Here is a 22,046-nt window from a genome sequence, read left to right on the forward strand (position 1 = left end):
AGCAGGGACGTCTCAGCAGGCGCAGAGACAGAACGGGTGCCCCGCGGGGTCGGCGTACACACGGAAGGTCCGCGCGCGGTCCTCCGCGTCGAGCGGTCGCGCGCCCAGTTCCAGCACGCCCTTCTCGGCCGCGTCCAGGTCTTCCACCGTCAGGTCCAGATGGAACTGCTGGGAGCCGTCCGGCGCGGGCCACACCGGCGGCTCATGCCCGGGGGCCTGCTGAAAGGCCAGGGCCGGCCCGCCGGGCACCTTCAGGTCCACCCATTCCCCGTCCCCCTCCACCGCGCCGCCGAGCACCGCCGCGTAGAAACCGGCCAGCGCACGGGGATCGGGACAGTCCAGCACCACGACGCCGAGCTTGGCGAGAGCCATGACTACCTCCTCGGGTTACCCGTAAAGGCGGGCAACCGGTAACGGTTACCTCATGGTCCCCCATCGGAGGTAACGTCGCAAGCATGAATGAGAGATCGGCCGCCCCCGGAGCCCTGGCGCTGGTCGAGTCCCTGGTCAACACCCTGGACGTCGAGACCGGCGCCGACGCGCTGGACACCCGGGAGGGCCGTGACCGCCTCGGGATCGCCGAGAGCGGGCTGGAGCAGGCACGGGAGCTGCGGGAGTCGCTGCGGGCCGCGCTGCTCGCGCACGCCGGTCATCGCCCGCACCGCGAGGTGACCCCGCTCGGCGCGCTGCTGTCCGGCGCGCCCCTGTACGTCGCCGTCGACGAGCGGGACGGCTCCGCCGGATTCGCGGCCCCCGCGGCCGGCTCACCGCTGCTCACCCGGGTCGCCGCGGCCGTCGCCGAGGCGCTGGTCGCGGGCACCTGGAACCGCCTGAAGGCGTGCGAGGCCGAGACCTGCCACTGGGCGTACTACGACCGCAGCCCGGCCGGCCGCGGCCGCTGGTGCTCCATGCAGGTGTGCGGGGCGCGGGCGAAGATGCGCCGGTACCGGGCCAAGGAGGGGTAACACACAGGGAGTTCACCGGCCATGTATGTGTCCGGTGGTGCAGAATGCGGAAAGACGCCGGTTCGGCCGACTGAGCCTCGGCCGAACCGGCGTCACCCTGGACGCGCCTTACGCCGTGGGGCGGCCCATCGCCCGGTACGTCCAGCCGGCCCGCCGCCACAGCTCCGGGTCGAGGGCGTTACGGCCGTCCAGGATCAGCCGGGACGAGGCGGTCTCGCCGAGCGCCGCCGGGTCCAGCTCGCGGAACTCCCGCCATTCGGTCAGGTGCAGGACGGCATCGGCGCCGCGCACCGCCTCCAGCGCGGAGCCGGCGTAGCCGAGGGTCGGGAAGACCTTGCGCGCGTTGGCCATGCCCTTCGGGTCGTACACGGTGACCTGGCCGCCTTGGAGGTGGATCTGGCCGGCCACGTTCAGCGCGGGCGAGTCCCGCACGTCGTCCGAGTCGGGCTTGAACGTGGCGCCGAGCACCGCGACCCGCTTGCCGAGGAAGGAGCCGCCGCCGAGCGCCTCCCGGGTCATCTCCACCATCGCGCCGCGCCGGCGCATGTTGATCGAGTCGATCTCGCGCAGGAAGGTCAGCGCCTGGTCCGCGCCCAGCTCGCCCGCCCGCGCCATGAACGCCCGGATGTCCTTCGGCAGACAGCCGCCGCCGAAGCCGATGCCGGCCCGCAGGAACTTCCGCCCGATCCGGTCGTCGTACCCGATGGCCTCCGCCAGCTTCGCCACGTCGCCGCCGCCGGCCTCGCACACCTCCGCCATCGCGTTGATGAAGGAGATCTTCGTGGCGAGGAAGGAGTTCGCGGCCGTCTTCACCAGCTCGGCGGTCGGGAAGTCGGTCACGACGAACGGCGTGCCCTCGCCGACCGGCGTCGCGTACACCTCGCGCAGCAGTTTCTCGGCGCGCTCGCTGCGCACGCCCACCACGATCCGGTCCGGGTGCAGGGTGTCCTCGACGGCGAAGCCCTCGCGCAGGAACTCGGGGTTCCAGGCCAGCTCGGCGTCGCCGCCCGCCGGGGCGTGCTCGGCGAGATAGCCGGCCAGCCGGTCGGCCGAGCCCACCGGCACCGTCGACTTGCCGACGACCAGCGCCGGACCGTGCAGATGCGGGGCGAGCGCGGAGATCGCGGAGTCGACGTAGGACATGTCGCACGCGTACTCGCCGTGCTTCTGCGGGGTGTTCACACACACGAAGTGCACATCACCGAAGGCGCCGACCTCGGCCCAGTCGGTGGTGAACCGCAACCGCCCCGTGGACCCCTCGAAGCCCGCGACATGCCTGCGCAGCAGCTCTTCGAGACCCGGCTCGTACATCGGGGTCTCGCCGCGCTCCAGCATGGCGATCTTCTCGGGCACGACATCGAGACCCAGCACCTCGAAGCCCAGCTCGGCCATGGCCGCGGCGTGCGTGGCGCCCAGGTATCCGGTGCCGATCACGGTGATCTTCAGGCTCATGGATGTGCTCCAGATCGGGTGCGTCGGTGATGCGGAGCCGAGCATAGTCGGGCCGCCCACCGGGCAATTTCCCCGCTGTCGTGTAGCTCACGTAGGCGTGCTGCGGGCGGGCCTCTAAAATTTGAGTTACTTAACGGTAATTAGCGTCAGTATCACTGCGTCTTTGGAGCGTGAGAGACCGTGGCCGGATCGGCTGACTTCGACCTGTACCGCCCGTCCGAGGAGCACGACATGCTCCGCGACGCCGTCCGTTCCCTGGTCGAGGCGAAGATCGCGCCGTACGCCGCGGCGGTGGACGAGGAGGCCCGCTTCCCGCAGGAGGCCCTCGACGCCCTGGTGGCGAACGACCTGCACGCCGTGCACGTCCCCGAGGAGTACGGCGGCGGCGGCGCCGACGCGCTCGCCACCGTCATCGTGATCGAGGAGGTGGCCCGCGCCTGCGTCTCCTCCTCCCTGATCCCCGCCGTGAACAAGCTCGGCTCGCTCCCGGTGATCCTCTCCGGCGGCGAGGAGCTGAAGAAGAAGTACCTGACCCCGCTCGCCAAGGGCGACGCGATGTTCTCGTACGCCCTCTCCGAGCCGGAGGCGGGCTCGGACGCGGGCGGCATGAAGACCAAGGCCGTGCGCGACGGCGACCACTGGATCCTCAACGGCGTGAAGCGCTGGATCACCAACGCCGGCGTCTCCGAGTACTACACGGTCATGGCCGTGACCGACCCGGACAAGCGCACCAAGGGCATCTCCGCCTTCGTCGTCGAGAAGTCGGACGAGGGCGTCTCCTTCGGCGCCCCGGAGAAGAAGCTCGGCATCAAGGGCTCCCCGACCCGCGAGGTCTACTTCGACAACGTCCGCATCCCCGCCGACCGCATGATCGGCGCGGAGGGCACCGGCTTCGCCACCGCCATGAAGACCCTGGACCACACCCGCATCACCATCGCCGCCCAGGCGCTCGGTGTCGCCCAGGGCGCCTTCGACTACGCCAAGGGCTATGTCCAGGAGCGCAAGCAGTTCGGCAAGGCGATCGCCGACTTCCAGGGCATCCAGTTCATGCTGGCGGACATGTCGATGAAGATCTCGGCGGCCCGCGCCCTCACCTACCAGGCCGCCGCCGCCTCCGAGCGCGGCGACGCCGACCTGACCTACCTGGGCGCCGCCGCCAAGTGCTTCGCCTCGGACGTGGCCATGGAGGTCACCACCGATGCCGTCCAGCTCCTCGGCGGCTACGGCTACACCCGCGACTACCCGGTGGAGCGCATGATGCGCGACGCCAAGATCACGCAGATTTATGAGGGCACGAACCAAGTTCAGCGGATCGTGATGGCCAGGAATCTTCCCTAGCGGGGTTTTTGCAGGTCAGAAGCTGTTTCGAAGGTCCGGAGGGGCGCTCCTTGGCTTTCTGCCCGTTGCGACCCGATCAGGGCCGTTCCAGGGCGTCATGCTGGGGGAATCCTGGGCAGATGCCGGGCTGAAAATGGCCACTGACCTGTACAGACAACACAGCCCCCGGCGTGACGCCGGGGGCTGTTGTCGTACGCGGCCGACGATCTGCGCTCCGGCCGCGAGCCGTTCGGCGACGACGGTACGGGCGAGGTCAACGGCTTGGTCTCGGGTGGGGGTTGCGGTGGATACCTGCAGCAAGTCAGCCATGCGCGGAGCGTACGCGGCTGCTGCATGTACGCGAGAGGCCCGCAGGGCGACCTGCGCCGGGGGCCGTGCGCCTCAGGGGGCGCGAGACGGACGCTACGGGGCCTCGAAGGGCGGCCCCAGGAGCACCTGCGCCCACGACGCCAAGTGCGCCGCCGGTCCGGTGCCACCGGGTGCGCCGGCCGGCAGGTCGGGCTGCTCCTCGGTGAACTGGGCGGTCCGGGGTTTCAGGCGCAACTGGCTGGAGTTCGCGGACTCGATCTCGCCTCCGTAGCCGTGTGTCGGCCCGAGACCGCTGGTTCGTTCGGGTCGTCGGAGGTCCCTACGAGATTTGGCATGGGGGTGCACCTGCCGACCGGTCGGTCACATGCGGGGTGGGCCGGGGCGTCGTAGGACGGAAGCACACGGGACCCGGCCCGGGTCCCCGCCTCCTGAGGAGGAGCCATGACCCAGCCCGGAACGATGACGCCCATGACCCGGCAGATGCAGGACTGCGTCAACGCCTGCATGGCCGCGCACACCATGTGCGAGGAGACCATGAGTTCCTGCATGCACATGGGCGGCCAGGCCCAGATGCAGATCATGCGCGCGCTCATGGACTGCTCCGAGACGACCCGCATGTGCGCCGACATGATGATGCGCCGCTCGCCCATGTCGGGCGACATGTGCGCGATGTGTGCCAAGGCCTGCGACATGTGTGCTGACGCGTGTATGGCGATGCCGGACGATCCCCAGATGATGCGCTGTGCGGAGGCGTGTCGCCGCGCGGCGGAGATGTGCCGCGCGATGGCGGGCGCCAAGATGTGAGGCCCGTCTGAACACGATCGAGGGCACCCGCGTCCGCGCGGGTGCCCTCGATCTGCGTGCCGTCGGTCAGTTGCCGGAGACGGTGACCTTCTGGTCGTTGTTCAGCTCGTCCACCAGGGTCTTGACCTTCGTCTTGTCCCAGACGAGGTTGCCGCCGACGGAGCCGGATATCGGCATGTTCAGGGAGGTGCCCCCGCCGCCCTGGACGCCCTTCATCGCCCAGAACATCGAGGCCAGGTCCCACAGGGACATGTCCTTGTCGACGATCAGGGAGTCCAGGCCCGCGCCCATCACCGGGTAGAACGTGAACGGGTTCAGGAGCGTCGACGGGGTGGCCACCTGGTGGGCCAGCGCCGACAGGAACTTCTGCTGGTTCTTCGTGCGCTGCAGGTCGGACGCGGCGAACGCGTGCCGGGTACGGACGAAGGCGAGGGCCTGCTGGCCGTTCAGGGTCTGGTCGCCGGCCTTGAAGTCGGCGCCGGACCACTTGTCCTTGAAGGGCTTGTCGATGTTGATGTCGACACCGCCGACCGCGTCCACGATGTTCGCGAAGCCCTGGAAGCCGATCTCCACATAGTGGTCGATGTGCAGCCCGGTGTTGGCCTCGATCGTGCGCACCAGCAGCGTCGGGCCGTCCTCGGCATAGGTCGCGTTGAGCTTCTCCTGCCGGCCCTGCGCCGGGTAGACCTTCCCGGACGTGGAGCCCTTGTACGAGGGGACGGTCACGTTCGAGTCGCGCGGCAGCGAGACCAGCGTGTCGCCGTTGTCGCCGACGTGCAGGATCATCATCGAGTCCGTGCGCTTGCCCTCGGCGGCACCGGTGTGCAGCTTCTTCTCGTCCGCCTTGGACATGCCCTCGCGGCTGTCCGAGCCGACGATCAGGTAGTTCGTGCCCGCGCCCGACGCGGGCCGGTCGATCACCGTGGACAGGTCGACCTCGCGGCGCAGCTTGGAGTCGGCCCAGAAGTAGGTCGCCACGCCTGTGACGACCAACACGGTCACCAGCGTGATCGCGATCCACTTGATCCGGCGCCGCCAGTTCGGGCGCGGCCGGTACTGCTGGTAGTCCGGATCGGGGTCGTTGTCGTTGGGTACGAAGCCGCCGCGGCCGCCGCCGTACACCTGGCCGGTGTTGTAGCCGCTGTCGTAGTCGGCGCCCTGGTCGTGTCCCTGGCCGTCGACGTACGACGGCTGCTGCGGGATACCGGCCCCGTACGGCGGCGCCGCCGGACCGGGGTCGCCGTAGGAGCGCTGCCCGGGCGGTACCGCCGGGCCGCGCCGCACCTGACGCATCGCACGCGCGCCCTCCGGCTGCGCGCCGGCGCTTCCGCGTCCGTACCGGGGTCCGCCGTTGTTGTCGGACCATCCCTCGGGCCAGTCATTCATGCGGACCAGTGTGCAGGGCTCCGCCGTATGGCTTACAAGGGCTGTCGGAAAATAGGAGCGACGCTGTTGCGAAGCCAACACAAAATCCGGGATCGGCGCGGCGGCATAAGGTGGAGGCCATGACAGACCAGGTCACGGACCCGGAACCGGACATCCCCGGCAAGCCGACGTCCGCCTCGCGCACCACGCTCAGCCACATCATGACCCACAACGACACCAACCTGCTGGGGACGGTGCACGGCGGGGTGATCATGAAGCTGGTCGACGACGCGGCGGGCGCGGTGGCCGGCCGGCACTCCGGCGGTCCCGCCGTCACCGCCTCCATGGACGAGATGGCCTTCCTCGAACCCATCCGCGTCGGCGATCTGGTCCATGTGAAGGCGCAGGTCAACTGGACCGGCCGGACCTCCATGGAGGTCGGTGTACGGGTGCTCGCCGAGCGCTGGAACGAGTCGACCCCGGCCACCCAGGTCGGCTCCGCCTACCTGGTCTTCGCCGCCGTCGACTCCGACGGCAAGCCCCGCCGGGTGCCGCCGGTGCTCCCGGAGACCGACCGTGACCGCCGCCGCCACCAGGAGGCCCAGATCCGCCGCACCCACCGCCTGGCCCGCCGCCGCGCCATCCGCGAACTCCGCGAGAAGAGGGCGGCGGAGGGGCTTCAGGACTAGGCACCCTGAGGGCGGCTCCGCGAAGGGGCGCGGGCCCCTCACAGCGACGCGTTCAGCACACCACCTCGTCCCCCCGCACCGCGGCCTGCTGCGGCTGTGCGGGGTCCTCGAAGCGGATCTGGTGGACCTCCTTGAAGTCCTCCCCGGCGGTCACCTTCAGCATCGGGCCCTGGCCCGGTACCGGGTGCAGTTCGCTGCCCGGCAGGGCCGCCGCCAGCGCGCGGGCGGAGCGGTCCCAGCGGGGGTCGTAGAAGATCACCGTGTGCGGCACATGGGCCGGGGCGGTCGCCGGTCGGCGGGTCGTGGCGAAGCCGGTGGCCGCGAGCGCCGCGTCGACGCGCCCCGCGAGGCCCATCGTGCCGGTGCCGTTCGCCACCTGGACCCGGATCTGCCGCGGGTCCACGTCCACCGTCGCGGGCGGCGGGGTGTGCGGATGGTGCGGGTGGTCCGCGGTGAGCGACGTGTCGTCGCGCAGGGCCGTGAAGAGCTGGTCCGTCTTGACCTGGTCCCACTTCAGGGTCGAGCCGATGCCCTTGACGTCGTAGTTCATCTGCCCGATGGGCACGGTGACGAACTCGGAGGAGGACGGGGAGAAGCTGCGCATGGCCCGGCCGAGGTCGAGCAGCTCGTCCGCGCCGAAGCCCTCGTCGGCGCGGACCGAGCCGAGCACCGCCCGGGTGACGTCCCGGAACCGCATCGGGTTCAGCAGCACCCCGGAGGAGGTGGCCCGGTCGATCAGCGCCGCCAGGAACTGCTGCTGCCGCTTCATCCGGCCCAGGTCGCTCGCCCCGTCGATGTGCCGGGCCCGTACGTACTGCAGGGCCTGCCCGCCGGTGAGGGTGTGGGTGCCGGGGGCGAGGTCGAGGCCGGTGTAGGAGTCCTTCAGCGGGGTCGCCGTACAGATCCGCACCCCGCCGAGGACGTCCACGGTCTTCATGAAGCTCGCGAAGTCGACCTCCAGGTAGTGGTCGATCTTCACATGGGTCATGTTCTCGACCGTGCGGATCGTCAGCTGGGGGCCGCCCTCGGCGTAGGCCGCGTTCAGCTTGATCGGGTGCGCGGCGTGCTGCTGGCCGGAACCGTCGTCGGTGTGCTCGGGCACCTCGGCGTAGGAGTCGCGCGGCAGGCTCACCACGGTGGCCCGGTCCCGGTTCTCCGAGATGTGCACGATCATCATCGTGTCGGTGCAGTGGCAGGGCACCCCGCCCAGCCGGAACTGCCGGCGCTCCCGCTCGGTGATCTTGTCGCGGCCGTCGGTGCCCACCAGCAGCACATTGGTGCCATGGCCCGCGCTGGGCCGGTTCTTCATGTCCTTGAAGGCGTCGACCCGGGCGATGCCCGCGTCCAGGCTGCTGATCACCGCGTGCCCGATCCCGGCGGAGGCCAGCACCAGCACGGACAGTGTCGTCATCGCCCGCATCGCCCAGCGGGGCCGCCGCGGCGGCCGGACGGACCTCACGGGCCGCTCGGGCGGGCGCGGCACACGGCGGGGTGGCTGCGGTCGGCGCTGTGGGCGCGCAGGCGACCGAGGCGGGCTGGCCAAGAAGGACACCTCCGGGCGAGGCCGTACGTGGGATCCGTGAGCACCGTAGGCCGATACGATCTCCAGCCCGGTCTTACGACTCGGCGGCGCGCACCGGTGTCCCCCGTTCGCGGTAACGTGAGCCCTCTATGAACGCCAAGCCCGACGTGCGACACCCCGCTGTTTCCGTGATCATGCCCGTCCTCGACGAGGAGCGGCATCTGCGCGGGGCCGTCCAAGCGATCCTCGCGCAGGAGTACCCCGGCGAGATGGAGGTCGTCATCGCCCTCGGTCCGTCCACGGACCGCACGGACGAGATCGCCGCCGAGCTGGTGCGGGACGACCCGCGCGTCCGCACCGTGCCGAACCCCACCGGCCGCACCCCCGCCGCGCTGAACGCGGCGATCAAGGCCTCCCGGCATCCCATAGTGGTCCGCGTCGACGGCCATGGCATGCTCTCGCCGAACTACATCACCACCGCCGTCCGGCTCCTGGAGGAGACCGGCGCGCAGAACGTCGGCGGCCTCATGCACGCCGAGGGCGAGAACGACTGGGAGCATGCGGTCGCCGCCGCGATGACCTCGAAGATCGGGGTCGGCAACGCCGCCTTCCACACCGGCGGTGCGGCGGCCCCCGCCGAGACCGTCTACCTCGGCGTCTTCCGTCGCGAGGCGCTGGAGCAACAGGGCGGCTACAACGAGGAGTTCATCCGCGCCCAGGACTGGGAGCTGAACTTCCGGATCAGGGAGGCCGGCGGGCTGATCTGGTTCTCACCCGAGCTGAAGGTGTCCTACCGGCCGCGGCCCTCGGTGCGGGCCCTGGCCAAGCAGTACAAGGACTACGGCCGCTGGCGGCATGTCGTGGCCCGCTACCACTCAGGCTCCATCAATCTGCGCTACCTCGCCCCGCCGGCGGCGGTGTGCGCGATAGCGGCCGGCATCGTGGCCGGCGTGGCGCTCACCCCGTGGGGCTTCGTCGTCCCCGGCGGCTATCTCGCGGCGATCGCCGCGGGCTCCGTCCCGGCGGGCAAGGGGCTGGGGCTGAAGGCCCGGCTGCAGATCCCGGTGGCCCTGGCCACCATGCACATGTCGTGGGGCTGGGGCTTTCTGACCAGCCCGAAGTCGCTGGCGAAGAAGGTCATCGCGTCCCGGCGGCCGGCGGTCGTCGCCGCCCGATAACCGCGCCGGTCCCCGCCTGACAATCGCGCCGAGCCCCCTTCCTCAGGGTGGGGGCCCGGCGCTTCTCATACACGGTCGCGGCCGGTCACCACTGGTAGGGCTTGTACACATCCATGCAGTCGCCGGTGTCCGCGCCGTTGACGGAGTCGGTGTTCTGCGGCAGTTCGCCGGCCCTGGGCTTCGCCTGCGCGGGATAGCTCGTACCGGTCCGCCAGTCCGCCCCGATGACGACCGTGACCCCGGACACCCCGGTCGACTGCTTGACCGAACTCACCGGGATGCCCAGCGCCTTGGCGACGGCCTGGGCGTCGCCCGCCAGATCGGCGCTCGGGTACTGGACCACGGTCCTGTCCACGGACTGTGTGACGGTGGTGTCGACGGCGGCCCTGCCGTAGCCCTTCTCCCCGAGCGCCTGGCTGATCGTCTGCGCCCGGCCGGGCACCGCCGCCTCGGTCGTGGACTGGGTGGCGTTCTGCACCAGCACCCCGAGCCGGCTCGGGTCGGTCGACGGCGCCTTCGCCGTCTTGTCCGTGTTCGCGGCAGGCTTCGCGTCCGACGCCTTGCCGTCCTTGCCGCTCTTGTCGTCCTTGCCGTTCTTGTCCAGCGGTACGTCGTCGCGGAGCATCTCCCACAGCTTGTCGGCGTTGGCCCCGTCCGGCACGACGTGCTCTCTGTTCCGGGCGTCCTCGACGTTGGGCATCGTGATGCTCGTGATGCGGTTCGTCGGCACCGACTTGAGCTGCATGCCCAGGTCGTACAGCTTCTTGACCGTGCCGATCTCCTCGGAGACCTGGAGCGACTTGGTGGCCGCCTCGGCCAGGTCCATCAGCCGCCCGGTGTCGGTGAACACGTTCTGCTGCTTGAGCGTACGGATCATCGAGTTGAGATACATGTGCTGGGCGCGGGCCCGCATCAGATCACTGCCCCAGGCGTGCCGGGTGCGCAGCCACTGCAGGGCCTGCTCCTTGTAGATCTTCTGCGTCCCGGCACGCAACTTCAGCCCGGAGCCGCCGCGTTGGGCCGCCGTCGGGTGGTCCCACACGTTCTGCCGTACACAGACCTGGACACCGCCGATCGCGTCCGCCATGTTCACCACACCGGCGAAGTCGATCATCATCCAGTGGTCGATATAGACCCCGGTGAGCTTCTCCCAGGTGGACAGCGTGCAGCCGGCCCCGCCCCGGGCCAGCGTGGTGTTGATGATGTCGTCCGTCGCCGGGTAGACCTTGCCGCTGTCGGGGTCGGTGCACTTCGGGATGTCGACGCGGGTGTCCCGGGGAATGCTCACCATGGAGGCGCTCTTGCGGTCCGCGGAGAGGTGGATGAGCATCTGCACATCGGCCAGCGGCGGGCTGCCGACCTGGTCCCTGCTGCCGCCGAGCTTCAGGTCCGCCGCGGAGTTACGGCTGTCCGAGCCGATCAGCAGGATGTTCAGCGGGGTCTGTCCGTCCGCGTTGGGCGCGGTCTTCTGCGCCTCGGCGTCGCCGCTCTCCCGCTGGCCCTTGCGTATGTTGCCGTTCAGGTGCTCGTAGTACAGAAAGCCCGCTGTGGCGGCGCCGGTTATCACCACCGCCAGGACGGTCGCCGACCAGCGCAGAGCCCGCCGTCTGCGGCGCGGCCGGCCGGCCCTGGAACCGTTCTTGCCCCGCCCCCCGCCGCGCCGGCCGGACCCCTCCGGCGTCTTCCGGTCCTGCGGTGCGAGTGACAACGTGTCGTCGACCGAAGGATCCTGCCCTCGTACGTCGCTCTGCGCCAAACTTCCTGCCCCCCACCCTCGCGCACACCAACGGGCCCGTCCCGCCTCCAGTTAGACGCACGACGGACCCGTTGGGTTACCTAAGAAGCACACTTCACCTTGTCCGCCGTGGACTTGTCGACGGCCGGGGCCTTCGACGGCGCGGTCAGAGAGACACCCGCACCCTTGAAGTCCTTGCCCAGCGTCAGCGTCATCGCGGGCAGCCCCTGGGAGTTGGTCACGCTCTTGCCCGGCTTGAGCGCGGCACCGGACAGCCCCATGAGATGGGCCAGCTCCCGCGCCTGGGCGGCCTGGTCGGGCGCGTACTCCAGCGTGGTACTGGCCAGGGCGCCGGCGTTCCCCGCGTTCTCCGACTTCAGCACGCCCTGCTGGGTCTGCAGCCACTGGAGGGTCTCCTGCGCGCTGCCCGCCTCGGCGCCGCCGTTGAGGATCCGCACCCGCACATCGGAGGGCGCGGACCTGCTGCCCTTCAGGCGCGCCGCCTCCGCGTCCTTCTCCGCCTTCTGCTGCTTCTTCACCTCGGTGAAGGAGACGTCGTTCTTGATGGCGTCGAAGACCGCGGGGGCCGTGGTCCGGTTGACGATGACCGTCTTGTGGACGGCGCCGTCGGCCGGGTTGTCGATCACGGGCACCGTCACGAACGAGATGTTCTTCGTCGGGACCTTCTTCAGCTCCAGCGCTATGTCCTTGAGCGTGCTCACCTTGCCGATGCCCTTGTCGACGGTGAGCGCCTTGGTGGCGGCCTCGGCGAGGTCGATCAGCTTCGACGGGTTGGTGAGCGTGTCGCCGGAGGACATCTTCCGCATCAGCGACGCCATGAACTGCTGCTGCACCTTGATGCGGTCGAGGTCGCCCTGGTTGCCCCAGCTGTGCCGGGTGCGGACGAACGCCAGCGCCTGCTCGCCCTCCACCTTGGACTTGCCGGCGGGCAGGTTCAGGTGCGACTCCTTGTCGTTCACCGCGTGCGCGAGACACACGTCCACCCCGCCGACCGCCGAGGTCAGCGTCTTGACCGCGTTGAAGTCGACCATCATGAAATGGTCCGGCTGGATGCCGGTCACCGCCTGCACCGTGCGCATGGTGCAGCCCGGGTCCCGGCCGTCCTGCCCCAGGCTGGTGTTGAAGCGGGCGCTGTTCGTGCCGGGGACGACCTTCTCGCTGCCGTCGGGCTGCTTGGTCTCGCAGTCCGGCACGTCCACGACCAGGTCGCGCGGAATGCTGAGCGCGGTCGCGTTCGTCCGGTCCTTGGAGACATGCAGCAGGATGTTGGTGTCGGCGTGCCCGACGCTGCCCTTGTCGCCGTAGCCCTCGTTGCCCTTGCCGGTGCGCTTGTCGGTTCCGATGATCAGGATGTTGAAGGCGTCGTCCTTGCTGAAGCCGTTCTTGGCCGCGCTGCCGACGTCCGTCGTGGTGACGTTGCCCTCAAGGTGCTTGAGGTAGAGGTAGCCGGCGGTGCCGATGGCGACCAGCACGAACGCCGTGCCGCCGGCGGTCCACGCCAGGACCTTCTTGACCTTCGACTTCTTCTTCACCGGCCGCCTGGACGCCCGGCGGCCCTGCGCGGCCTCCGGCTCGCCGCCCCGGCGCCGGCCCGACCGCGGCGCCGGTACGGAACCGCCGCGGGCCTTGCCCGTCTCCCGGCCCTCGCCGCGCGCCCTGCCCGTCTCCCGGCTCTCGCCGGTCGAGGGGTTCTTACGGCGACGGGGTCCACCGGCGCCGTCCCGGGGACCGGGTCTGCGCGGGCGGGGGACCGACGACTGCGGTGCGGAAGGGCCCAGTCGCAGTTCGTATTCGCCAGTGTTCGGATTGAGCACCCACTGGTCTGCGGGGTCGATGTTGTCCGCCCGCCCACGGCCTTGCGCGTCCACGGTTGTCCGAATCCTCCGTCGGGGCCACGCGGCGCCTTCCCCCTCAAAGGCGCTCGGGTCTCGGTGAATCGGTGCACGGCCCCAGGACGGACCTCGTGGCCAGGTGCACCGGATCGCTCACACTATCCGCCCAGTTCAGCGTCGAGCGACGCCCGTGACAAATTCCTCTGCCTACAACTGGGCAATACGCCTCATTTCCCGGAAGGAACTTTCGGCGTCCTGATGCGCGCGTCACCCACAGATGTGTTCGGCGGCGGTGTTCCCGTGGAAGGTGGGGGCGGGGGAGGGGTCGCTCTGCGCGGGGGCGGGGCCGCCCCCGCCGTCCGTCGCAGAGGCCTCGGGCGCCGCGTTCCGGGCCACCGCCACGGGCCGGTCGGCCCGCAGCCGCGCGAACAGCTTCTCGGCTTCCGGCTCCACGAGTTGATCACGATTGGCGTCGTAGACGTACGACTCCCTCGGTACGGTCAGGAACTGCACCCGTTCGGTGGGGATGTCGCGCAGTCCGCGCACCAACTGGTACAAGCCACGCAGAGTGGCCAGTTCCGGATCGGCGGTCAGCGAGGACGTCGCCGCGTCCAGCACCGGGTACAGCTTCACCGGGTTCAGCAGGACGTCATTGCTCTGCATCTTGTCGACGAGCGCGGCGAGGAAGCGCTGCTGGCGTTCCATCCGCTCGGTGTCGCTGCCGTCGCCGAGCGACTTGCGGGCCCGCACATAACCGAGCGCCTGCTCCCCGTCGAGCAGGACCTTTCCCGCGGGCAGCCGCAGCCTGGCCGCCTTGTCGTCGATGGGTTCCTTCAGACAGACCCGCACCCCGTCGACGGCGTCCACCATCTCCTTGAACCCGCTGAAGTCCACGACCACGTGATGGTCGATCCGAATGTCCGTCAGCTTCTCGACGGTCCGTATCGTGCACGCCGAACCGCCCGCCTGGAAGGCGTGGTTGAACATCGCGAACACCGGCTCGCTGCGGGTGCCGTCCGACTGCCGGCAGCCGGGGATGTCCACCATCAGATCCCTCGGCAGTGACACGGCGGTGGCGCTGCGCCGGTCGGCGGCCAGATGCAGCAGGATCGTGGTGTCCGACCGCTCGCTGCCGAGGTCCCGGCCGTACCGCGCGTTCCCGTCGCCGGCCCGGGTGTCCGAGCCGATCAGCAGGATGTTCTGCGCGCCCCGCACCAGCGCGGTGGGCCGTTCGGCCTCGTACCGGGCCAGTTCCCGGGCGGCCGCGTCGTCCGCGGTGATGTTCGCGCTGAGCTTCGCGTACAGGGCCCAGCCGGTCCCGGCGGCCGCCGCCATGAGCACGCCGAGACCGAGCGCCGTCCCCTGCGCCCACCGCCGCCGACGCCGCCGCCGAAGCCCCTCCCCGGTGGCCGAGGCCGCGGCCGACGCCCCGGGACCGGGACCAGGACCGGGACGAGGACCGGGACCAGGACCGAGGGCCTTGCCTGCGGAGTCGGTCACGGGCCGGGCACCCCTTCATGGCGTACGAGCGTCACGTCCTGCTCCTACGACCATGGCGGCGCGGCAGGGCGAAGGCGCCCTCAGCTACGCCGATCGGGGGAAGATCCGGCTGCTCAGCGGCGCACCGCGGTCACCCGCTCGCTCTCGATCCGCTGGGCGAGGGAATCCTCGTCCAGCCGGTCCAGATGCCGGCACAGCACGACGGACCCGCCGACGGCCAGCGGTGAGTACAGCCCCGCGCCGAGCCCCTCCCAGGTGTCGTACGGCATCCCCGACAGCAGCCTCGACCCGGGCCCCGTCAGATCGAGCGAGGCCGCGTCCGTGAGCGCCCGCTCGACCACCTCCGCCCCGCTGAACTCCGCCCCCGCGACGATCAGCGCGGACTCCTCCGCGTCCACCGGGACGAACGGCACGAACCGGTCCCCCTGTCCCGGTGCCTCCACGGCGTAGTCGGCGAACCCGGCCGGCGGCTGCGGGAACCGCCCGCCCAGCGGCCGCAGCGCGAGCGCGACCCGCTCACCGCGGCAGGCCCGCGCGGCATCGAGCGAGTCCGGTCCGCTCACCACGACGTCGGCCGCCGCCGGATCCCCGCCCACATCGGCGATCGCCCCCACGGAGGAGCACGCCAGCAGCCAGACCGCCGTCTGCCAGTGCGCGGGCAGCAGCAGTGCCACCCGGTCGCCGGGCCCGGCGGAGAGGTCGCCCTGGAGGAGGTTCGCGGTCTTGGCCACCCAATTGGCGAAGGTGGCCACGGACAGTTCGACACGCTCGCCCGTGGCGTCGTCGTAGAAGGTCACCAGCGGGCGGCCGGGGTCCGCGGCGAGCGCGGAAGCCAGCAGGTCGGCGGGGGTGCGGTCGGTGGCGTTCACCCGGAAAAGAGTACGCGCGGGCCGGTGTGCGCGGCGGGCGCCCGCGCCACCGGTTCGGCGGAACGACCCCCGACGGTCCGTCAGTTCACCGATGGACAGATTTGTCTGACTATGTCGAAGATCGTAAGCATGCGTGGACTCCTGACTTCCTCGATCGGCGCCACCTGCGCCACGGCGCTCGCACTCCCGCTGACCCTGACCGCGACCCCCGCGACCGCCGCGACCGCGACGGCGGCAGCCGCGTCGGAGGCGGCCGCGAGCCCGGGAAGCACCCGCTCGCTGCCCCTCACCCCCCTCACCCCCGAGCGCGTCCTCGGCACCGCCCCGGTGCAGGGGCTCTACCGTCCCGACGGCGAGCACTTCTCGCTCGTCGGCGTCGTCTGGGACGACCCGGACACCGCACTGCGCGGCCGGGTCCAGGTGCGCACCCGGTCGGCCACGACGGGAAAGTGGTCCGGCTGGCAGGACGTCGAGGTGCACAACGCCGACCACGGCGCCGACCCCGGTACGGCGGAACGCGGCGCACCGCGGGTACGCGGGGCGACCGCGCCGCTGTGGGTGGGCGACGCGGAGGGCGTGGACGTCCGGGTCCGCGCCGACGGCGCGGCCGCGGGCGCGCGGGGCAGCCGTGCGGCCGGCCCGCGGCGGCCGCGGGTGCCGCTGCCGTCGGGGCTGCGCCTGCAGCTCGTCGACCCGGGCGGACAGGCGCCGCCCGAGGGCGCGCTGCCCAAGGGGATGCCCGTCGACGACCCCCACACCGATCTCGACACGGACGCGGCGCGCGCGGCCTCGAACGCCAACACCGACGTCACCGACTACGGAGCCCTGGAGATCCCGGCGCTGGGCAAGCGGGCCACCGAGGAGGAACTCATCCGCCTCAAGGGCCCGGTGAAGGGCAAGCCGCACATCGGGGCGCGCCCGCGGATCGTCACCCGGCGCGGCTGGGGCGCGGACGAGGAGGTGCGCGAGGGCGGGTTCATCTACACGAAGAAGATCAAGGCGGTCTTCGTGCACCACACGGCCTCCGGCAACAAGTACACCTGCGCCGAGGCCCCCTCCGTCATCCGCAGTATCTACCGCTACCACGTCGACAGCATGGGCTGGCGGGACATCGGCTACAACTTCCTCGTCGACAAGTGCGGAACCATCTACGAGGGCCGGGCCGGCGGCGTGGCGAAGGCGGTGCTCGGCGCACACACCCTCGGCTTCAACAACAGCAGCATGGGCGTCGCCGTGATCGGCACGTACGGCACGGCGAAGCCGCCCAAGGCGGCCCTGACCGCCATCGCCAAGCTGTCCGCGTGGAAGCTCGGGCTCTACGGGGTCAATCCGCGCGGAAAGACATATCTCACGTCGGCCGGAGGCAACCTCTACGCCAAGGGTAAGAAGGTACGACTGAACGTCATCTCCGGCCATCGGGACGGATTCGCCACCGAGTGTCCAGGCGACCGGCTTTATGCCAAGCTCGGTACGGCCCGGTCCAGTGCGGCGCGCTATCAGGGGCGCTGACGCCGGCCGGGGTACGCGTTCGGCGCAGTCGTCGGGGGACACGCCGGTCCTGAGCCGGTCTCACACCGTTCTCTCACCGATCTCGTGGGAAACCGCGCGGTGGTCAAGGGTGCCGCCGCTACGGTCTGCATACACTGACCGGCCGATACGAGTGATACGAAGTGATACGAGAAGTTCGGCCGTTCCCGGCAGGAAGCAGAGACGACAGGTGACAGAAGCGATCCTCCTGGTCGGTGGCAAAGGCACCCGGCTGCGTCCGCTCACGGTGCACACGCCCAAGCCCATGGTCCCCGCCGCCGGGGTGCCGTTCCTCACGCACCAGCTGGCGCGCGCCAAGGCGGCGGGCGTGGACCACATCGTCCTCGCCACCAGCTATCTGGCGGAGGTCTTCGAGCCGTACTTCGGTGACGGTTCGGCCCTCGGGCTGCACATCGAGTACGTGACGGAGGAGGAGCCGCTCGGTACGGGCGGCGCCATCCGCAACGTCGCCTCGCGCCTGCGCTCCGGCCCCGACGAGCCGGTGCTGATCTTCAACGGCGACATCCTGACCGGCCTGGACATCAGGGCCCTGGTGGACACCCACCAGTCGACCGGCGCGGATGTGTCGCTGCACCTCACCAAGGTCTCCGACCCCCGCGCCTTCGGCCTGGTCCCCACGGACGACTCCGGCCGGGTGCTGGCCTTCCTGGAGAAGCCGCAGACGCCCGAGGAGATCGTCACCGACCAGATCAACGCGGGGGCGTACGTCTTCCGCCGCTCGGTCATCGACACGATCCCGCTGGGCAGGCCGGTGTCCGTGGAACGCGAGACGTTCCCGGACCTCCTCGCCGCGGGCGCCCACCTCCAGGGCATGGTCGACTCCACGTACTGGCTGGACCTGGGCACCCCGGCGGCCTTCGTGCGCGGCTCGGCGGACCTGGTCATGGGCCGCGCCCCCTCTCCCGCCGTCCCCGGCCGCTGCGGCGACCAGCTGATCCTCCCCACGGCCACAGTGGCCCCGGACGCCAAGCTGACGGGCGGCACGGTGGTGGGCGAGGGCGCGGTCGTGGGCGAGGGCGCGAGGATCTTCGGCTCCACCATCCTCCCCGGCGCGGTCATCGAGCCCGGCGCCGTCATCACCGACTCCCTCATCGGCGCGAGGGCCCGCGTCGGTGAACGCACGGTCCTCACCGGCACGGTCGTCGGCGACGGCGCGGTCATCGGCGCCGACAACGAACTCCGCGAGGGAGTCCGCGTGTGGTGCGACGCCCAGATCCCCTCAGGCGCGGTCCGCTTCTCTTCCGACCAGTGAGACCCGGGGACGCCGGTATGTGTGGGGGGCTGGCCTGACGGTCTTTCGGCTGCCCCCGCACCTCCGTGGCGCGGGCCGCCGCGCCCCCTGCCTGTTGGGGCACTAGCCGCGGGCAGTCGTGCCGCTGGGGCGGCACGGGTGGGCGCCGGGGTCCCCTCTGGGGGAGGGACCCCGCAGGCGCGGGCGAGCGAAAACGCCCTGTCGTTCAGCGGCAGCGCCCCGCACTCCGCAGGCGCGGGCGGGCGAAACGCCCCGTCGGCCAGCTGCAGCTCAGAGCAATCCGATGTCCACCCGAGGCATCTTCGGCGCCCGCCGCCCCGGCACCTGACCACTCAGCAAGATCAACCGCACCGCCCGATGCCGCTGCCCCGCATACGGCTCCAGCAAGCGCAGCATCCCCGCGTCGTCGGCCCCCCGGTCCCCTGCCAGCGCCCACCCCACGATCCCCGGCAGATGCAGATCCCCGACCGTCACCGCGTCCGCCGCCCCATGACTGCGCTGCACCACCTCCGCCGACGTCCACGGCCCGATCCCCGGCACGACCTCCAACCGCGCCCGCGCCTCGTCCGCCGTCATCCCCACCGCCTGCTCCAGGCGCGCGGCGACCCGCACGGCCCGCAGAATCGTCGACGCCCGCTTGTCGTCGACCCCGGCCCGATGCCACTCCCAGGAGGGAATCAGCGCCCAGGTCCGCGGCGCCGGCATCACCCACATCGGCCGCTCGAACGCCCCCGCCGGGCCCGGCGCAGGCTCCCCGAACCTCCGCACCAGCAACCGCCACGCGCGGTACGCCTCGTCGGTCGTGACCTTCTGCTCCAGCACCGACGGGATGAGGGACTCCAGCACCAGCCCCGTCCGCGTCAGCCTGAGCCCCGGCCGCCGATGCCGCGACAGCGCCACCACCCGGTGCCGGGGCACGAACGCCTCCGGCTCGTCGGCCGCGCCGAGCCACTCGGGCAACCGGTCCAGCAGCCACTGCGCCCCCGGCCCCCACGCCTCACCGGACACCTCACCGCCGTACGCCCGCACCCGCAGCGTGCCCGGCCCGGCAGGCGTACGGCAGGTCCGCCACACGGAGCCGTCCGCGGTGGCCCGGAACGTGGGGTCGGCGGGCCCGCGCCGCAGCGGTCCGAGCACCAGCCCGAGATCGAGCGGCCCGTCGGGCACCCAGCGCCGTACCCGCACCGGCGCCGCCTGGCGCGGTATCCCGGCCTCCCCGCCCCCGGGTACACGGACATGGCCGCCGCGCACGGTCGTACGGGTGGGCCGCTGAGGAAAACGTCCTGCCACGAAAGAGGTCCTGGAGGTCCGGGAGGGGGCGCCGTCCTATGAGACTAGGCGGTCACCCGAGGGCTACGGCCGCGTACGCCGAACTCACCGCACCTCGACAAACGCCCCCGCGTCCCGCTCCGGCCGCGGTCTCGGCTCCCCGGCCGGATGCCCGACCGCCACCGCGCCCATCGGCTCCCAGTCCGCGGGCAGCGCGAGCACCTCGCGCACCACGTCCCGGCAGAACATCGTGGACGACACCCACGCCGAGCCCAGCCGCTCCCCGGCCAGTGTGACCAGCAGGTTCTGCACGCCCGCGCCCATCGCGACGACGAACATCTCCCGCTCGGCGCCGTCCCGCCGCGCGTCCCCGTAGTGGTGTGAGCCGTCCATGACGAGGCAGGGCACGACCAGATACGGCGCGTCGCGCAGCACGTCACCGCGCCGTACGCGCTTCGCGATGGACTCCTCGCTCCTGCCGTCCCGGCGCAGATCGGCGATCCAGGCCTCCCGCATCGCGTCCAGCAGCCGGATCCGGGACTCCTCCGACTCCAGCAGCACGAACCGCCACGGCGTGGTGTGGTGCGGGGCCGGCGCGGTCAGTGCCGCCGCGACCGCGCGCCGTACCGCGCCGGGGTCGACCGGCTGGTCGGTGAAGGCCCGGACCGTACGTCGCTGGGTCACCGCCTCCCGGACCGCCTCGGACGTGCCGAGCCGGAACATGTCGCCGCGCGCGTCGCGCACCAGCGCCCGCGCACCCTCGCCGTCCTCCGCCGGGGTCACCACATGCGGCAGACCGCGCACCACGGCCACCGGCCGGCCCGTCGCCTTGCCCTTGACCAGGTCGCCGGCGGCGGCCAGTTCATCCGCCGTGGCCACGATCGTCGCGTGGAGCGAATTGCCATACGCGTCCGTGCCCCCGCGCAGATCGTCCAGCACGCGCACCCCGGCGGCGCCGATCGCCACGTCCGTGAGCCCCGAGCGCCAGGGCCGTCCGAAGGTGTCGGTGACGATCACCCCCACGTCGACCCCGAGGGCGGCGCGCAGGCCGTCGCGGATCGCGCGCGCGGACGCGTCCGGGTCCTCGGGCAGCAACAGCACGGTCCCGACGGGGGTGTTGGAGGCGTCGACCCCGGCGGCGGCCATGACCAGGCCCCGCCGGTTCTCCACGATGCGCAGCGTGCCGCGCCGGGCGACGACGCGGACCGTCTCGGCGTCGATGGCCGCCTCCCGGTCGTCGGCCCGCACGATCCGGCCCTCGGCCTTGGAGACGATCTTGGAGGTGACGATCAGCACGTCCCCGTCGGCCAGGCCCGGTTCGGTGGCGGCGATCAGCTTGGCGAGGTCGTCGCCGGGCTGCACCTCGGGGATGCCGGACAGGGCCCGGACCGTGTACTCCGGGGGCTTCGGGCGGTCCTCGCTCACGCTCCCCGCACCTCCTCGGCCAGCGCCAGCGCCTCCCGCGCCATCCGCGCGGTCGCCTCGACGTCGGTCATCATCAGCGGTACGGCACGGCAGCGGATCCCGTCCGCCTCGACCCGCCCGACCGCGTCCGCGTCCACGGTGTCGACCAGCCAGCCGTCCAGCAGTCCGGAGCCGTAGTGCTCGGCGACCGCGGCGGCCGTGGACTCCACGCCGACCGCGGCGAGCACCTTGTCGGCCATGCCGCGCACGGGCGCGCCCCCGACGATGGGGGACAGGCCGATCACGGGCACGCCCGCTTCCGCGATCGCCTCGCGGACGCCGGGGACGGCGAGGATGGTGCCGATGGAGACGACCGGGTTGGACGGCGGGAAGAGGATGACGTCCGCCGCGGCGATGGCCTCCAGCACACCGGGCGCCGGCTTGGCCTGTTCGGCACCGACCGGCACGACCGCCTCCGCGGGGACCGAGGCGCGCAGCCGTACCCAGTACTCCTGGAAGTGGACCGCCCTGCGCTCGCCGTCGACCTCGACCGCGACATGGGTCTCCACGCGGTCGTCGGTCATCGGGATCAGCTTCACGCCCGGCTGCCAGCGGTCGCACAGTGCCTCGGTGACGGCGCTGAGCGGATAGCCCGCGCCGAGCATCTGCGTGCGCACGATGTGCGTGGCGAAGTCCCGGTCGCCGAGGCCGAACCAGTCGGGTCCGACGCCGTACGCCGCCAGTTCCTGCTTGAGGTGGAAGGTCTCGTCGGCCCGTCCCCAGCCCTGCTCCTCGTCGATGCCGCCGCCCAGCGTGTACATCACCGTGTCGAGGTCCGGGCAGACCTTCAGCCCGAAGAGGTGGATGTCGTCGCCGGTATTGCCGATCACCGTGATCTCCGCGTCCGGCACGGCCCGCTTCAGACCGCGCAGGAAACGGGCACCACCGATGCCGCCTGCCAGAACCACAATGCGCATGGGGCCAAGTGTCGCAG

General features: G+C 71.3%; 19 protein-coding genes. 7 read left to right on the forward strand and 12 right to left on the reverse strand.

Annotated features, from left to right (window positions below):
* Positions 1 to 12: 12 nt before the first annotated feature.
* On the reverse strand, positions 13 to 372 hold the full coding sequence (locus IE277_RS35275; protein WP_189957819.1) for a VOC family protein: 360 nt from the start codon (positions 370 to 372) through the stop codon (positions 13 to 15).
* Positions 373 to 455: 83 nt separating this feature from the next.
* Here IE277_RS35275 and IE277_RS35280 point away from each other — a divergent pair, with 83 nt between their 5' ends.
* Complete coding sequence (locus tag IE277_RS35280) at positions 456 to 965, forward strand: CGNR zinc finger domain-containing protein (protein ID WP_189957820.1); 510 nt, start codon at positions 456 to 458, stop codon at positions 963 to 965.
* A 108-nt stretch (positions 966 to 1,073) separates the two neighbouring features.
* Here IE277_RS35280 and IE277_RS35285 read toward each other — a convergent pair whose 3' ends face one another.
* Positions 1,074 to 2,417 carry a UDP-glucose dehydrogenase family protein gene (locus IE277_RS35285; protein ID WP_189957821.1) on the reverse strand — a complete coding sequence of 448 codons (1,344 nt, stop codon included), beginning with the start codon at positions 2,415 to 2,417 and terminating at the stop codon, positions 1,074 to 1,076.
* Between the two features lie 180 nt (positions 2,418 to 2,597).
* Between IE277_RS35285 and IE277_RS35290 the strand changes: the two genes are divergently transcribed.
* Positions 2,598 to 3,755, forward strand: a complete 1,158-nt coding sequence (locus IE277_RS35290) for an acyl-CoA dehydrogenase family protein (RefSeq protein ID WP_268252690.1) — start codon at positions 2,598 to 2,600, stop codon at positions 3,753 to 3,755.
* Positions 3,756 to 4,157: 402 nt separating this feature from the next.
* Here IE277_RS35290 and IE277_RS35295 read toward each other — a convergent pair whose 3' ends face one another.
* A complete protein-coding gene (locus IE277_RS35295) occupies positions 4,158 to 4,298 on the reverse strand; it encodes a hypothetical protein (RefSeq protein WP_189957822.1) in 141 nt (46 codons plus the stop codon).
* 207 nt (positions 4,299 to 4,505) lie between these two features.
* Between IE277_RS35295 and IE277_RS35300 the strand changes: the two genes are divergently transcribed.
* On the forward strand, positions 4,506 to 4,868 hold the full coding sequence (locus IE277_RS35300) for a four-helix bundle copper-binding protein (protein WP_189957823.1): 363 nt from the start codon (positions 4,506 to 4,508) through the stop codon (positions 4,866 to 4,868).
* Between the two features lie 66 nt (positions 4,869 to 4,934).
* On the opposite strand, the gene IE277_RS35305 is transcribed toward IE277_RS35300, so the two are convergent.
* The gene (locus IE277_RS35305; RefSeq protein WP_189957824.1) at positions 4,935 to 6,254 is read right to left on the reverse strand and encodes an LCP family protein; all 1,320 of its coding nucleotides are present in this window, start codon (positions 6,252 to 6,254) and stop codon (positions 4,935 to 4,937) included.
* Positions 6,255 to 6,373: 119 nt separating this feature from the next.
* On the opposite strand from IE277_RS35305, the gene IE277_RS35310 reads away from it, so the two are divergent.
* The gene (locus IE277_RS35310; RefSeq protein WP_189957825.1) at positions 6,374 to 6,922 is read left to right on the forward strand and encodes an acyl-CoA thioesterase; all 549 of its coding nucleotides are present in this window, start codon (positions 6,374 to 6,376) and stop codon (positions 6,920 to 6,922) included.
* A gap of 52 nt (positions 6,923 to 6,974) precedes the next feature.
* On the opposite strand, the gene IE277_RS35315 is transcribed toward IE277_RS35310, so the two are convergent.
* On the reverse strand, positions 6,975 to 8,465 hold the full coding sequence (locus IE277_RS35315) for an LCP family protein (protein ID WP_444544853.1): 1,491 nt from the start codon (positions 8,463 to 8,465) through the stop codon (positions 6,975 to 6,977).
* 128 nt (positions 8,466 to 8,593) lie between these two features.
* Here IE277_RS35315 and IE277_RS35320 point away from each other — a divergent pair, with 128 nt between their 5' ends.
* Complete coding sequence (locus IE277_RS35320; protein ID WP_189957827.1) at positions 8,594 to 9,622, forward strand: glycosyltransferase family 2 protein; 1,029 nt, start codon at positions 8,594 to 8,596, stop codon at positions 9,620 to 9,622.
* 85 nt (positions 9,623 to 9,707) lie between these two features.
* On the opposite strand, the gene IE277_RS35325 is transcribed toward IE277_RS35320, so the two are convergent.
* From IE277_RS35325 to IE277_RS35340, 4 genes are all read right to left on the reverse strand, one after another.
* On the reverse strand, positions 9,708 to 11,378 hold the full coding sequence (locus tag IE277_RS35325; protein WP_189957828.1) for an LCP family protein: 1,671 nt from the start codon (positions 11,376 to 11,378) through the stop codon (positions 9,708 to 9,710).
* A gap of 80 nt (positions 11,379 to 11,458) precedes the next feature.
* Positions 11,459 to 13,246, reverse strand: coding sequence for an LCP family protein (locus IE277_RS35330; protein ID WP_189957829.1), 1,788 nt, complete (start codon positions 13,244 to 13,246; stop codon positions 11,459 to 11,461).
* Between the two features lie 231 nt (positions 13,247 to 13,477).
* The gene (locus IE277_RS35335; RefSeq protein WP_189957830.1) at positions 13,478 to 14,710 is read right to left on the reverse strand and encodes an LCP family protein; all 1,233 of its coding nucleotides are present in this window, start codon (positions 14,708 to 14,710) and stop codon (positions 13,478 to 13,480) included.
* 113 nt (positions 14,711 to 14,823) lie between these two features.
* Positions 14,824 to 15,579 carry a TIGR03089 family protein gene (locus IE277_RS35340; RefSeq protein ID WP_189957831.1) on the reverse strand — a complete coding sequence of 252 codons (756 nt, stop codon included), beginning with the start codon at positions 15,577 to 15,579 and terminating at the stop codon, positions 14,824 to 14,826.
* Positions 15,580 to 15,708: 129 nt separating this feature from the next.
* Between IE277_RS35340 and IE277_RS35345 the strand changes: the two genes are divergently transcribed.
* Together IE277_RS35345 and manB are read left to right on the forward strand one after the other, a co-directional pair.
* Positions 15,709 to 17,088, forward strand: a complete 1,380-nt coding sequence (locus IE277_RS35345; protein ID WP_229882193.1) for a peptidoglycan recognition protein family protein — start codon at positions 15,709 to 15,711, stop codon at positions 17,086 to 17,088.
* A gap of 208 nt (positions 17,089 to 17,296) precedes the next feature.
* Entirely contained in the window at positions 17,297 to 18,379 is a 1,083-nt protein-coding gene (gene manB / locus IE277_RS35350; RefSeq protein ID WP_189957833.1) for a mannose-1-phosphate guanylyltransferase, read from the forward strand.
* A gap of 270 nt (positions 18,380 to 18,649) precedes the next feature.
* Here manB and IE277_RS35355 read toward each other — a convergent pair whose 3' ends face one another.
* The 3 genes from IE277_RS35355 to cofD form a co-directional block, all read right to left on the reverse strand.
* Entirely contained in the window at positions 18,650 to 19,669 is a 1,020-nt protein-coding gene (locus IE277_RS35355) for a DNA-3-methyladenine glycosylase family protein (RefSeq protein ID WP_189957834.1), read from the reverse strand.
* 84 nt (positions 19,670 to 19,753) lie between these two features.
* Entirely contained in the window at positions 19,754 to 21,073 is a 1,320-nt protein-coding gene (locus tag IE277_RS35360) for a coenzyme F420-0:L-glutamate ligase (RefSeq protein WP_189957835.1), read from the reverse strand.
* The gene (gene cofD / locus IE277_RS35365; protein ID WP_189957836.1) at positions 21,070 to 22,029 is read right to left on the reverse strand and encodes a 2-phospho-L-lactate transferase; all 960 of its coding nucleotides are present in this window, start codon (positions 22,027 to 22,029) and stop codon (positions 21,070 to 21,072) included. The genes IE277_RS35360 and cofD overlap by 4 nt, the downstream gene beginning before the upstream one ends.
* Between the last annotated feature and the right edge of the window lie 17 nt (positions 22,030 to 22,046).

It is taken from the genome of Streptomyces alanosinicus (assembly GCF_014650595.1).
Classification (GTDB): Bacteria; Actinomycetota; Actinomycetes; order Streptomycetales; family Streptomycetaceae; genus Streptomyces; species Streptomyces alanosinicus.

What these genes read in the sequence shown, in the direction of transcription:
- IE277_RS35275 (WP_189957819.1), bottom strand. Translation starts at nt 372, where the DNA reads ATGGCTCTCGCCAAGCTCGGCGTCGTGGTGCTGGACTGTCCCGATCCC.
- IE277_RS35280 (WP_189957820.1), top strand. Translation starts at nt 456, where the DNA reads ATGAATGAGAGATCGGCCGCCCCCGGAGCCCTGGCGCTGGTCGAGTCC.
- IE277_RS35285 (WP_189957821.1), bottom strand. Translation starts at nt 2,417, where the DNA reads ATGAGCCTGAAGATCACCGTGATCGGCACCGGATACCTGGGCGCCACG.
- IE277_RS35300 (WP_189957823.1), top strand. Translation starts at nt 4,506, where the DNA reads ATGACCCAGCCCGGAACGATGACGCCCATGACCCGGCAGATGCAGGAC.
- IE277_RS35305 (WP_189957824.1), bottom strand. Translation starts at nt 6,254, where the DNA reads ATGAATGACTGGCCCGAGGGATGGTCCGACAACAACGGCGGACCCCGG.
- IE277_RS35310 (WP_189957825.1), top strand. Translation starts at nt 6,374, where the DNA reads ATGACAGACCAGGTCACGGACCCGGAACCGGACATCCCCGGCAAGCCG.
- IE277_RS35320 (WP_189957827.1), top strand. Translation starts at nt 8,594, where the DNA reads ATGAACGCCAAGCCCGACGTGCGACACCCCGCTGTTTCCGTGATCATG.
- IE277_RS35345 (WP_229882193.1), top strand. Translation starts at nt 15,709, where the DNA reads ATGCGTGGACTCCTGACTTCCTCGATCGGCGCCACCTGCGCCACGGCG.
- cofD (WP_189957836.1), bottom strand. Translation starts at nt 22,029, where the DNA reads ATGCGCATTGTGGTTCTGGCAGGCGGCATCGGTGGTGCCCGTTTCCTG.